Source organism: Clostridiales bacterium, assembly GCA_012512255.1.
In the GTDB taxonomy this organism is placed as follows: domain Bacteria; phylum Bacillota; class Clostridia; order Christensenellales; family DUVY01; genus DUVY01.
In genome coordinates, this window is sequence record JAAZDJ010000043.1 from 1 (window position 1) to 12161 (window position 12161).

The window sequence follows — 12161 nt, forward strand, 5'->3', positions numbered from 1 at the left end:
ACGGCAGGTTGCCAATGCCGCCTAATCCGAAGGTTGTCAAGAAAGTTATCGGCGACCAAAAAATCATAGAACATAGACCGGCGGACGATATCGCGCCCGAGCTGGAAAAATATAAGGAACAATGCGCTGAGTATATTGAAAAAGAAGAGGATATATTAACTTACGCGCTGTTCCCACAATTAGCCGTCATATTCTTCAAAAACCGCCAGGCTGCTAAATATAAGGTTGACACAGACATATATACTTTAAAAACGCCCATACATCCCGTATAAATAAAAAAATTTGGATAAAAAGGTATCCCTTTTAAGTTAACTTAAAAGGGATTTTTTTATACGGTTAAATAATTAACAGAACCTATGAATGGTTGTATAAAAAAACGCCATATTGACGGTTTTTTTTGTTTTTTTTAAAAAAACCATTGACGATAAAACAGTTACAAACTTAACACGGCCAAAACCCTATTTATCAAAGCTTTATATAAATGATTGGTCGATTCCCACTTGATTGTGTTATTATGGATAATATCAAACTGCCTTCTTACATAATAACCGTTTTTGCAGGTATAAATCACGGGCTTATTTAAAGCCTCGGCATAACCAGTTTCATAATAAACATGAGGCTTATAATATGTAAGGTCCGCGACCACGATTTTACTTCGCCTTAACTCATAAAAAATTTCGTGCGTTACGGGCCTAGTATAAAATGTTTCGTCCGAAAACTTGGTTACAAAGCCTAAACCAGCCATTGCTTTTTTCATTTTATTTCGGCAGTCTTTCATGCTTTCTTTGGAACTGGCTATTAAATAAGCTTGGTTTAACGCGCGGGTATCTTTTTGCAGTTTTTCCACTCTCATCCAGCCTTGGAAAGAAAGCGTCAAATTAAAGACGCCAATTGCCAAAGGCTCTATATAACCCAGCTTTTCCAAGTGTTTCAATAATATTGATAATTGGTTTAGATTATTATCATAAATACAGAATAAAGTTTTAAGCAAGGCGCTTTTACGGGCGTATTGGCGGTCGTTTATATTGGTAAGATAGACATTATTAATCTTTGCGCCGATTGTTTTAATATAAAAGGCTATATTTAAGATAATTTGGTCAATAAGTTCGCTAAGGTTTTTGGGATAATAACCCAATAATACTTCGGGCGAAACAATTTCCATATTGGATTCTATCGGTTTAGACAACTCGTTATGATCGGTAAAAATAGGTATGATATCGTTATTTTTTATCGCGTTATAGATATAAGCGCATACTATTATTTTGGCGTTATCAAAAAAGTGCTGAGCAAAATAATATTCGCCGCATACAGGGCAGTTGGTTCTTTTGTGACCGCTAAAAGAAGCATTTTCAATGGAAACTTCGTTTTGGCACATCGGGCAAAAATCCATATTTCACCTTTTTTTTCTTAAGTTTTTAAATAAAACTTTTGTGTATTAAAATTATATCATATAGTATTGTTCAATTCAATACAAATTAAATAAATTGTAAATACCAATAAGACGCAATTTTGTTTTTAATGTTTTACATAATATTTTTATTGATGTATAATAAAAAAAATTATGGACGCAAAATTAATACGATACGAAATAGAAGAAAAGTTTTTGAGCCCCTACGCTTTTAAGTCCAAAGACACCAAGGGGCGTTCCAGACCGCAAGAACCTACGGAATATCGCACGGAATTTATGCGGGATAGGGATAGGATTATCCATTGCAAATCTTTTAGAAGATTAAAACACAAGACCCAAGTTTTTTTATCTCCCGAGGGCGACCATTACCGCACCAGGCTCACTCACACATTGGAAGTCATGCAAATAGCCCGAAGCATCTCAAGGGCGTTAAGGCTTAACGAAGACTTAACCGAGGCCATATCGCTTGGCCATGATTTGGGGCATACGCCTTTCGGCCATGCCGGCGAGCGCGCTTTGCGGGATTATATTGATTTCCAGCATAATGTCCAAAGCCTAAGAGTTGCTGAGGTTTTGGAAAACAATTTCCAAGGGATGAACCTAACTTACGAAGTAAAAGACGGCATCCTTAATCATCGCTTGGGCGCTAAGCCCTGCACTTTGGAAGGCGTTGTGGTCGCTTTGGCGGACAGAATCGCGTATATCAACCATGATATTGACGACGCCATACGCGCCAATGTGCTAAGCGAAGACGACCTTCCGCGCGATGTTACCGATGTTTTGGGCAAAAATGTCCATGACCGCATTAATAATATGATAAGCAATATTATCAAGACCAGCCTAAACAAACCTTATGTAAAAATGGACGACGAATTTACCCAAGCAAGCGAGCGCCTAAGAGACTTTTTGTTTAAGCGCGTTTATAGCGGCAGCAAGCCCAAAGAAGAAGAGCATAAAGCGGTCAGGATGTTAAAAATGCTTTTTGAATATTTTATAGAAGACATCAGCCGTTTGCCCAAAGGTTATGCCGAGCTTGAAGCGGACGATCGTCAAAAAGTGTGCGATTATATTGCCAGCATGACGGATAGATATTCTATACATGTTTTTAACAGCATATTTGTCCCTAAAGGTTGGGAATATTAAAACGAAAAAACCTTCCCAACAATATCAGGAAGGTTTTTTCGCTCTGTATAACGCATTAATCTAGTGGAAGTTATCCTTAGCTTTTTAAATATTCGCAACATAAAGTCGCAAATATTTTATCATTTGTAGATATAATCTTTATAGTATAAAAACAGTAAAGGTGCAAGCCGCGACAACTAAAAGGAGAATAAAGCCGACAACCGACAGCGCAATGTCTTTTTTTGAAACCATAGCTTTTCTCCCAATCAATCGTTAGATTTCAAGTCAATAACGATTGATTTTCTTTGGTGTAGGGCTATTATATCACATTTATAGATGTAATTCAATACCTATTTACAAAAATTTTATATATTTTTTTGAGAAAAAATCTTAAAATAAAAAAGGGTTTACAGGGATATTGTCGAAATATATAATTGAAATATAAAAATTTATCATAAGCGTTATTTTTTTTGGAGATGTAATTGGCGGGTTTTGACAGAGATTGGTTGGACAAGCTTATAGACAGTCATAATATTGTGACAGTGATATCCCGATATGTGCCTGTTACCAAAAAAGGCCGTAATTATTGGGCGCGTTGTCCGTTTCATCACGAAAAAGACCCGTCTTTTGCCATAGACGAAGACCGCCAATTTTATCATTGTTTTGGATGCGGCGAAAGCGGCGATGTCATTAAATTTGTGCAAAAGATAGAAAATATAGACTTCATAGAAGCCGTAAAAAGACTTGCCGACGAAGTAAAGCTGGAATTGCCCTCATATAGACTTGACGATAAGACCAAAGAGCTCAAACAAAAACGCGATACGATATTGGCTCTTAATCGTTTGGCGGCTTTGTTTTATCACCAAAAATTGCTTAGCGACGAGGGCAAAGGCGCTTTGGATTATTTGCATAAAAGAGGAATTGACGACACCGCGATAAAAAGGTTTGGTCTAGGCTACAGTCCGGACTATAACCAATTAGTTAAGTGCCTTATCGGCCAAGGATATAGCGGCGAAGATTTGGTAATGGCGGGGCTTTGCGGCAAAAACGAGGGCGGATATTACGATGTCTTTGGCGGCAGATTGATAATACCTATAATCAACAACTTCAACGAGGTTATAGGTTTTGGCGGAAGAAGTTTGCAACAGACCGATTTTGCCAAATACCGCAACACTTCGTCCACCTTGGTTTTTGACAAGTCCAAGACGATTTACGCGATCAACGAGCTAAAAAAAGCCAAGCAAAAAGCGCCCATCCATTATACCATTTTATGCGAAGGCTATATGGACGCGATAGCCTTGCAAATGGCCGGATTTAATACCGCGGTCGCTTCAATGGGGACAAGCCTGACCAACGAGCAGGCCAAAATTTTAAAAAGATACGCGCCTTTAGTTTATATATGCTACGACGGCGACGCCGCGGGCGAAAAAGCCGCGCTGCGCGGGCTTGATATATTGGAAGAAAACGGGCTGGAAGTCAAAGTCATTGTCTTGCCCGAGGGGCTTGATCCCGACGATGTGGTCAAAAAAGAAGGCGCGCAAGCCTTTAAAGAAAACTACCTAAAAAAAGCGATGCCGCTTTTGAGATACAAGCTTGAAGTATTAAAAAAAGATTACGACCTAAATACTCATGACGGCAGGTCAAAATACGCGATAGCGGCGTGCAAGCTCGCGTCCAATCAAAAAGACTATGTATCCATAGAAGCCGCTTTGAAAATGATTCAAAAAATAACGGGTTTTACCTTTGAGTCGCTAAAGGCGCAAATTTCAATGAATATAGAAGGAGTTAAGCCCGCATTAGTTGAAGAAAAAAAGGATAATTTACATACAAAAGCTATAAAATATCTTTTGTGGGCAATCATAAATAAGAAAGATTATGCGCGTTATGACTTTCCTTTTGAAAGGTTGCCATTGAATAATTTGCATAAAAAAATCTTAAACTACGCGTTAAGCGGAAAAGATATAAAAAAAATATTCTTGGATTTTGACGAGAGCGAACATAAGGAATTAGGCGAAATATTAAATTTTGCGCAAAGCGATTCTTCCGACCCTGAAATCCAAAGAAAATATTACGAAGGTTATTACGCTCAATTAATGATTGAAATAATGGAGCAAGAAAGGGAAAAATTGAGCAAAGAATGCGAAATAGAACAGGACGAAGAGAAAAAGAAAGCGCAATTGCAAAAACTAGCCGAACTCATAGAAAAAATAAACCAATTAAGAAAAAGGAGTATTAGTATTTAATGGAAGAAAACATTACCGAAAAACAGCGACAAGAAATTGACCGTTTGGTCGCTTTGGGCAAAAGCAAAGGTTTTTTGACCTATGACGAAATTGCCGCAAGGTTTATAACCGAACTGGAAGCAAGCGCCGTGGTCATGGACGAGATTTTTCGCATAATAGAGGAAGAAGGCGTTCAGGTCCTAAAAAATATAAGCCAAATTGAAAAAGACGAAGAAGACATTGACAAGCTGATGCGCGATGTAAGCGTAGAAGACCCTGTCAAAATGTATCTTAAAGATATAGGCAAAGTTCCGCTTTTGACCGCCGAAGAAGAGGTTTATCTTGCCGAAAGGATGGCCCAAGGCGACGAGGAAGCCAAGAACAAACTATGCGAAGCTAATTTAAGATTGGTTGTGAGCATTGCCAAAAGATATGTAGGCAGGGGAATGCAGTTTTTGGACTTGATCCAAGAGGGCAATCTGGGGCTTTTAAAAGCTGTGGAAAAATTTGACCATACCAAAGGCTTTAGGTTTTCAACCTACGCGACATGGTGGATAAGACAAGCGATAACAAGAGCTATCGCCGATCAAGCTCGCACCATAAGGATTCCCGTACATATGGTGGAGACCATAAACAAATTGATACGCGTTTCAAGACAGCTTTTGCAGTCTTTAGGCAGGGAACCCACGCCCGAAGAAATAGCCGAGGAAATGGGCATTACGGTGGAAAAAGTCCGGGAGATCCAAAAAATCGCGCAAGACCCCGTATCGCTGGAGACCCCTATCGGCGAGGAAGAAGACAGCCATTTGGGCGATTTTGTCCCCGACGAAAACGCTATTTCGCCTTCCGAGATGGCCGAGATTTTGGACGCGCGCGAAAGAGTCAGAAAAGAATTGGAAGCCCTTACGGCGCGCGAGCAGCAAGTCTTAAGGCTAAGATACGGCATTTATGACGGGCACCCCCGCACGTTGGAAGAAGTGGGCAAAGTCTTTAATGTAACAAGGGAACGCATAAGACAGATAGAGGCCAAAGCGCTTAGAAAACTTCGCAACATATCCAAAAGCCAAAAGCGCCTCAAAGACCTAAACGGATGAGGCTATCCAAAAGGCTTCAATCAATAGCCGATATGGTAACTTTTTGCGACACTGTGGCGGATATCGGCTGCGATCACGGCAAATTATCGGTTTATTTGATAATCAACGGGCTTTGCGACAAGGTTTTGGCGACGGACATAAGCCCTTTATCTTTACAAAAAACCCAAAAACTAGCCCAAAAAAAGAAAATTGAAAACAAAATTATTACCCTGTGCGGCGACGGGCTAAAGCCGTTGATTGACTATGGCCAAAAGATTGATTTGGCGGTTATAGCCGGCATGGGCGGCAGGGAGATTGCCAAAATCATAGAACAGGACCAAGATTTGATTGACCGTTATATCTTATCGCCGCAGCAAAATACGCCAATTTTGCGCGAAAAACTTAACGAATTTGGCTATAAGATTGTCAATGATTTTATTGTATTGGACAAAGCCAAGTTTTATGATATTATAGAAGCTGTAAAAGGCAAGCAAGAGCTAGGGCAATCCGAGCTAGAATGGGGCATTGGGAACCTAAAAAACCCTTCAAAAGATTTTTTATTATATTTGGACAAAAAAATAAATCTATTGACACAAGCTAATAAAAGGGCAAAAACGCAGCAAAGGGAACTTATAAAAAAAGATTTGGAAAAGATATTAAATCTTAGAGAAAGTATCAAAGGGAGGCTGAAATGAATTTGGAAAAAATATTAGCTTATCAAGAGCAAGATCTGGCGCTTAGGCGCTTAGAATTAAAGATAGAAAAAAGCAAAGATTACGCTATAGCCGAAAAGGCTAAGGAAAAATTTTTGAGCCTTGGGAATTTGGCAAAACGCACCGAAAAAGCCGCGGGCGTATTGTATGATAATTATAAAAAACTTGAAGTTTATATCAATAGCATTTCTTCAAAACTAGACGAGCTGGAAAAAATCCTAGAAAAAGATTTGAGCGACAAAAACTTGGAAAAGGTGGACGAGCAAATCAAAAAATTGCAGTCCAACCTCAGCGCGCTTGAAAAAGAACTAAATAAATTGCCCAAAAATATAGACGAGACTATCAAGAAAAACGAAGAAGCGCGCAGGGAAGGCGCAAATATGAGGCATGTTTTTAACGAAGCCAAAAAAAGATTTGACGCTTTAAAAAAAGAAGTCGGCCCTAAAATAGAAGAATACAAAGCCAAGTTAGCCGAACTCGCCAAAGGCATAGACAAAGAAATTTTCGCCAAATACCAATCATTAAGGAAAGACAAAGTTTTGCCGGCGTTTGTAAAATCCGTTGACGGAAACCGCTGCGGCGGGTGCATGATGCAGCAGTCAATTGCCGCCGTTGAAAAGCTAAGAGAAAAAGGCATAATAGAATGCGAATCATGCAGACGGGTAATTTATTTGGGAGAATAAAAAAATTTTTTATGTAAATTAATCAAAAAATCTCTTCATTTTTTTAAGAAGAGATTTTTTTATTTTATATCAATAACTTTAAGATGCCGTGAATATATTTATCTTATAGCCCAATATATTTACGGAGGATTAATATGTCTTTTTTTAATTGTAATAGAGGCGATTTTTTGCCCGGCATCATATCGGGAAGCCCCTTGCACGGGTTATGCGAAAAAGTTTGCATTCAGGTAAAAAAAGTTTTTGACGCGTGCATTTTCCAATCCCAGCTTGACGACCTTATTATAACATTAAGCAACTTTATGCCCCAAAATCCCGCTTTTCCTCTTACCTTTGTAAGCGGCAGGTCAATAACCACGCGGGGTATTATCAAAGACCTTATTGTCACAAGACTGGAAGACCGCCCGAGATTCGCGCGGGTAAAAGCGCTTGTTAATATGCCTATGGAAATTATTTATGTTGACGCCAATAACAAAGAAGGCAGGGCGGACGCCATAATTGGCGTCACCGTGGACGTTATTTTGGCGGTGCCTAGCCAATCAATTATCCCGTATGAAGTGGAAGCAGTGGTATCGGCGATAATTCCCGAAGGAACGCCTATTAAAGATACCCAAATGAACGTAATAGCGTGCGTTACCATTATATTAAAAATAACAATTGAAACCGAATTATTGGTTCCCTCTTACGGATATTGCTGTATTCCCGAATGCGAGGAGTTTGCCGAAAACGCTTGCAACGCGTTCTTTGAATTGCCGCTTTATCCGCAATCCGATTAATAAATCCTTAGCGGCTTATTATTGAGCTTATCGCAGGAAGTCAAATAATAAGGAATGCCGTCTAAGACGACCTTTTTACTGGCGTTGCCGCCTTTGCCGTGAAGATGCCCATAGACTACGCAGTCAACATCGTATTGGCTTATCAATCGCGTAAAATCGGAATGCGTTTTGGAAGAATTAAAAGGAGGAAAATGCATCATAAGCAAGATTTTATCGTCTTGGGCGCGCGCTTTGGCGGCGGCGTTGAGCGTCAATTTCAGCCTTTCAATTTCCCTTAAATATATTTTTCGGTCTTGTTCTGAACATAATTGATTATTCTCAGGCACAGTCCAGCCTCTTGTCCCGCAAATCAAAAAATTTCCAAACTTAACGCAATCGTTTTGGATAGCCGATATGCTTGGAGGCAACGCCCTTCTTAGGGCGCTTATGGATTTCCACCAATAATCGTGGTTGCCCCTGATTATTGCTTTTTTTCCGGGAAGCGCGTCAATATATTCCAAATCAGGCAACGCCTCTTGCAATGTCATCGCCCAGCTTATATCGCCGGCTATCAAAACCAAATCGTCTTGACTAATTAGTGATTCCCAATTTTTTGTCAATATTTCCAAATAATTATCCCATGCGCCCCCAAAAATATCCATAGGCTTGGGATTGTTAATAGAAAGGTGCAAATCCGCAATGGCAAAAACTCTCATAAAACCAATTATATCACAACATAAGCGTTTATGCCTTTGAAATAAGGGAATAAATAGAATGCCAAGTATAATAAAATTTTAACCTAAAAATAAATGCTAAGATATATTAGGTTATAATTAAATATAAATTCAGCTTATTAATTTGTTTTATCCATAAATAGTATTTATGCCTATTTTGTCGTATTATATCAATATTTTTAATATCTTTAGACCAATAAAGTGGCTTTGAGTGGTCAAAATACCCAAAAAAGTGGCATTAAGGGGTCAAAATGTGCAAAAAATGTCTAAAAATGCAATAAAATTTTTCAAAAAGGGTTGCAAGTGGTCAAATTTTATGCTAAGATATAGGTAAATTACAAGTGAAATTATATCTATTAGAGAAAGATGTTTAAGGGAATTTATTATCATCAAGCGGACGAAAAAGGCAGGTTGCGAATACCCGCCAAACTCAAAGCCCAACTCGGCGAAAAGTATTTTATTACCCGCGGGGGTTTAGGAAGCTTGGTAATTGCGCCCGAAAGTTATTTTGAGCAAAACATCTTCTCTAAGATAAAGGACATTGATTATACCGATGTTGAAGCGATGAAGTTTATAAGGGCTATTACCTCTTTTATGTTTGATGTGGAAGAAGACAATCAAGGCAGATTTGTAGTGCCTACGGCGCTGAGGGATTACGCGAACATTATCAAAAATGTGGTTACCATAGGCGCGGGCAATGTAATAGAAGTTTGGAGCGAAGAAAGATTTAACCAAAGCATTAACGGCAACTATGACTACCTAAAAGAGTTGCCAGAAGGCAGCCAAGATTTTAATGAAATTTTAAAAGCGTTTAATAATTTGCTGAAAAGAAAATCTAGCGCTCAAACGGACCTTTAAATTATGGAATACCATACGCCTGTTTTGCTAAAGCAGACAATGGATGTCCTAAAGCCCAAAAGCAGCGGCATATATTTGGACGCGACCTTGGGCGGCGGGGGACATTCGTTAGAGATACTAAAGATTTCTTCGCCTGACGGGCGCGTTATAGGGTTGGATATGGATCAAGAGGCATTAAAACACGCAGGCGAAAGGTTAAGTCGTTTTGGCAACAGGGTGCTGACCGTGCATGAAAATTTTAAAAACGCGCGCAAAGTTTTGGATTCGTTAGGGATACAATATCTTGACGGCGCGGTAATGGACTTGGGCGTATCTTCCCATCAGATTGACGAGGCTTCTAGAGGTTTTAGTTACACAAAAGACGCAAAACTAGATATGAGAATGGACCAAACTCAAAGCCTTACAGCTTACGAAGTTGTCAATACCTACCCGCAGAAAAAACTAGAAGAGATACTGTATCTTTATGGCGAAGAAACTTACGCGAAAAAAATCGCAGCTAACATCGCAAAAGCAAGAGCAATCGCCCCTATCGTTACTACTCTTGAACTGGCAGACATAATTTCAAAAAGTGTTCCCCTCAAACAATATAAGCATGGGCACCCTGCCAAAAAGACTTTTCAAGCCATACGAATAGAAGTCAATCAAGAGCTGGAAGGCTTGGAACAGGCGGTAAAGGACATTATAGATAGGTTAAAAAAGGGCGGGATAATCGCTGTAATTACCTTTCATTCTTTGGAAGACCGAATAATTAAGCGATTATTCAAAAAGGAATCAACCGATTGCGTTTGCGATAAAAGTTTGCCTGTTTGTTCTTGCAACCACAAGGCTACCATAAAACTATTGACCAAAAAACCTATTTTGCCGGTAGAAGAAGAAATCAAACAAAACTCAAGAGCCGCGTCCGCAAAATTAAGAGCGGCTTGCAGACTATAAAAAGGTTTTTTAATAAAAAAACCTAAGGAGTAACATTATGAGAAGCACCGAGTTAAAAGACGAAGATTTTAAGTTCAGCAAGTTCAGACGCAGCTTCAACGACCAAACCGACTATGATATTTTTGTTCCTGGCATTAACAGAGGTTACAGTTATATAAACGCCCGTAAATATGATGGAGAAAATTATATGAGCAAAGATTTCTTAAAAGAGGGTGTTACAAGGGTGCGTCCTTTTATCTCAAGGGAGGACACGGCTATAGAGCGCGAAAAAAGAATAGCGGCGCATTCCACATTATATGAAGACCGCTACAACCAAGCGCGCCGTATAGAACAAGAGCAAGAGAGCGAAAAAGAGCGCAGAAGAATATCTTTAAGGGATTTAGACGACAGGCCCCAAAGAACGCGTTTTGAGCCTGAGGCGCATTTAGACGATGCAAGCGAGCCTATGCAAGAGGCCGTAATCCCGATAAAAGAAAGGGAATTTTCTAAGCCCCAATATAAAGACTATTATAGCGAATATGACAGCAGCCCTTACACATATAATAGAAACAGAATAGACAACGACGCTTATCAAAGCACATTTTTTACTCAAAACGCGCCTTCGTATAGGCCGACATCCAATGTCTATGGTCTTGCAACCACTATCGCCGAGCGTTATAAAAAGCGCTTTGCTGAAAGAGAAAACGACTTAAAACCCAGCGCCAAAACTATGCAATACGCCCAAAAGAAGCCCGACGAAAAAATAAAAGGTTTTAAGCTGATAAAAAAAGGCGCAGAAAGGGCCGCAACGCTAGAAGCGAGAAAAGGGCTGATAACATTGTATGTCACTATCGTCGTCGTGATAGCCGTATTGATAGCGACGACCGCGATGATGATTTCCACCTTATCGCAGGATATCAGCGCGTTGGAAAACGAGCTTGCAGAAAGACAAAATTACATAGCCCAGACCAACGCCGAATTATCCAAGTATGACGACGATAATTATATTTACGCCAAGGCGAAAGAACAGGGCATGCAAGATAATGACGACATTTATACGGTTGAGTTGATACCTGTTAAGTATCAACCCGAGCCTACGGGCGGCGCCAATTGGTTTGACGCTTTGTGCGACTTTTTAAGCGGAGTGTTTGGGAGCGGTTAATTGAAAACCAAATATTATTCGCAAGTAAGCATGCAAAAGAGGTTATTGGCAGCGGTTTTGTCGATAACCTTTATTTTTTTTGCGCTTGCAATCAGGTTGGTTTATATTCAAGTTTTCAAAGGGCGAGAATTGCAAAGCAGGGCCATAGACCAATGGACAAGGGACTTGCCGCTTCAAGCCCCGCGCGGCAAAATTTTGGACGCAAACGGCGTAGTTTTTGCGACTAATTATACCACTTATTCGGTCTATGCCCGGCCCAATGCCGTAAAGGACAAAGCGGCGGTCGCTAAGTTTTTGGCTGATATTTTGGATAAAGACGAACAAAGTTTATATGCCGCTTTGCACAAAAAAGTGTCCGAAGTTACCGTCGCCAAAAAAATAGAAAAAGAAAAAATAGATATAATACGGGCAAGCGGATACAGCGGCATTTATATAAGCGAAGATAATTCCAGGTTTTATCCTTACGGCAGTATGCTTACCCAAGTCATAGGCTTTACCAATATAGACGGCGTAGGCCAAAGC

13 protein-coding genes are annotated in these 12161 nt (G+C 39.7%); 11 read left to right on the top strand and 2 right to left on the bottom strand.

Annotated features, from left to right (window positions below):
* The coding region (locus tag GX756_02235; GenBank protein ID NLC16680.1) for an oxaloacetate decarboxylase subunit alpha at window positions 1–272 on the top strand (272 nt) is incomplete at its 5' end.
* A 161-nt stretch (window positions 273–433) separates the two neighbouring features.
* Here the strand turns inward: GX756_02235 and GX756_02240 are convergent.
* Window positions 434–1390 (bottom strand): hypothetical protein, encoded by a 957-nt coding sequence (locus GX756_02240; GenBank protein ID NLC16681.1) that lies wholly within the window; start codon window positions 1388–1390, stop codon window positions 434–436.
* Between the two features lie 171 nt (window positions 1391–1561).
* Between GX756_02240 and GX756_02245 the strand changes: the two genes are divergently transcribed.
* The 6 genes from GX756_02245 (at window position 1562) to GX756_02270 (ending at window position 7994) form a co-directional block, all read left to right on the top strand.
* The gene (locus tag GX756_02245; protein NLC16682.1) at window positions 1562–2551 is read left to right on the top strand and encodes a deoxyguanosinetriphosphate triphosphohydrolase; all 990 of its coding nucleotides are present in this window, start codon (window positions 1562–1564) and stop codon (window positions 2549–2551) included.
* A 461-nt stretch (window positions 2552–3012) separates the two neighbouring features.
* A complete protein-coding gene (locus GX756_02250; GenBank protein ID NLC16683.1) occupies window positions 3013–4773 on the top strand; it encodes a DNA primase in 1761 nt (586 codons plus the stop codon).
* Window positions 4773–5846, top strand: a complete 1074-nt coding sequence (gene rpoD / locus GX756_02255) for an RNA polymerase sigma factor RpoD (GenBank protein NLC16684.1) — start codon at window positions 4773–4775, stop codon at window positions 5844–5846. Before GX756_02250 ends, rpoD begins: the two co-directional genes overlap by 1 nt.
* Window positions 5843–6520 carry an SAM-dependent methyltransferase gene (locus tag GX756_02260; protein ID NLC16685.1) on the top strand — a complete coding sequence of 226 codons (678 nt, stop codon included), beginning with the start codon at window positions 5843–5845 and terminating at the stop codon, window positions 6518–6520. Before rpoD ends, GX756_02260 begins: the two co-directional genes overlap by 4 nt.
* Window positions 6517–7221: a hypothetical protein gene (locus tag GX756_02265; GenBank protein NLC16686.1), complete on the top strand. Its 705-nt coding sequence runs from the start codon at window positions 6517–6519 to the stop codon at window positions 7219–7221. The genes GX756_02260 and GX756_02265 overlap by 4 nt, the downstream gene beginning before the upstream one ends.
* A gap of 134 nt (window positions 7222–7355) precedes the next feature.
* Window positions 7356–7994 (top strand): hypothetical protein, encoded by a 639-nt coding sequence (locus tag GX756_02270; protein NLC16687.1) that lies wholly within the window; start codon window positions 7356–7358, stop codon window positions 7992–7994.
* On the opposite strand, the gene GX756_02275 is transcribed toward GX756_02270, so the two are convergent.
* Window positions 7991–8689 (bottom strand): hypothetical protein, encoded by a 699-nt coding sequence (locus tag GX756_02275; GenBank protein ID NLC16688.1) that lies wholly within the window; start codon window positions 8687–8689, stop codon window positions 7991–7993. The genes GX756_02270 and GX756_02275 overlap by 4 nt on opposite strands.
* 384 nt (window positions 8690–9073) lie before the next feature.
* Here GX756_02275 and GX756_02280 point away from each other — a divergent pair, with 384 nt between their 5' ends.
* The 4 genes from GX756_02280 to GX756_02295 form a co-directional block, all read left to right on the top strand.
* Window positions 9074–9565: a division/cell wall cluster transcriptional repressor MraZ gene (locus tag GX756_02280; GenBank protein NLC16689.1), complete on the top strand. Its 492-nt coding sequence runs from the start codon at window positions 9074–9076 to the stop codon at window positions 9563–9565.
* Window positions 9566–9568: 3 nt separating this feature from the next.
* Window positions 9569–10498, top strand: a complete 930-nt coding sequence (gene rsmH, locus GX756_02285; protein NLC16690.1) for a 16S rRNA (cytosine(1402)-N(4))-methyltransferase RsmH — start codon at window positions 9569–9571, stop codon at window positions 10496–10498.
* Window positions 10499–10535: 37 nt separating this feature from the next.
* A complete protein-coding gene (locus GX756_02290; GenBank protein ID NLC16691.1) occupies window positions 10536–11639 on the top strand; it encodes a hypothetical protein in 1104 nt (367 codons plus the stop codon).
* The coding region (locus GX756_02295; protein NLC16692.1) for a stage V sporulation protein D at window positions 11640–12161 on the top strand (522 nt) is incomplete at its 3' end.

What these genes read in the sequence shown, in the direction of transcription:
- GX756_02275 (NLC16688.1), bottom strand. Translation starts at nt 8,689, where the DNA reads ATGAGAGTTTTTGCCATTGCGGATTTGCACCTTTCTATTAACAATCCC.
- GX756_02290 (NLC16691.1), top strand. Translation starts at nt 10,536, where the DNA reads ATGAGAAGCACCGAGTTAAAAGACGAAGATTTTAAGTTCAGCAAGTTC.
- GX756_02240 (NLC16681.1), bottom strand. Translation starts at nt 1,390, where the DNA reads ATGGATTTTTGCCCGATGTGCCAAAACGAAGTTTCCATTGAAAATGCT.
- GX756_02245 (NLC16682.1), top strand. Translation starts at nt 1,562, where the DNA reads ATGGACGCAAAATTAATACGATACGAAATAGAAGAAAAGTTTTTGAGC.
- rpoD (NLC16684.1), top strand. Translation starts at nt 4,773, where the DNA reads ATGGAAGAAAACATTACCGAAAAACAGCGACAAGAAATTGACCGTTTG.
- rsmH (NLC16690.1), top strand. Translation starts at nt 9,569, where the DNA reads ATGGAATACCATACGCCTGTTTTGCTAAAGCAGACAATGGATGTCCTA.
- GX756_02270 (NLC16687.1), top strand. Translation starts at nt 7,356, where the DNA reads ATGTCTTTTTTTAATTGTAATAGAGGCGATTTTTTGCCCGGCATCATA.
- GX756_02265 (NLC16686.1), top strand. Translation starts at nt 6,517, where the DNA reads ATGAATTTGGAAAAAATATTAGCTTATCAAGAGCAAGATCTGGCGCTT.
- GX756_02260 (NLC16685.1), top strand. Translation starts at nt 5,843, where the DNA reads ATGAGGCTATCCAAAAGGCTTCAATCAATAGCCGATATGGTAACTTTT.
- GX756_02280 (NLC16689.1), top strand. Translation starts at nt 9,074, where the DNA reads ATGTTTAAGGGAATTTATTATCATCAAGCGGACGAAAAAGGCAGGTTG.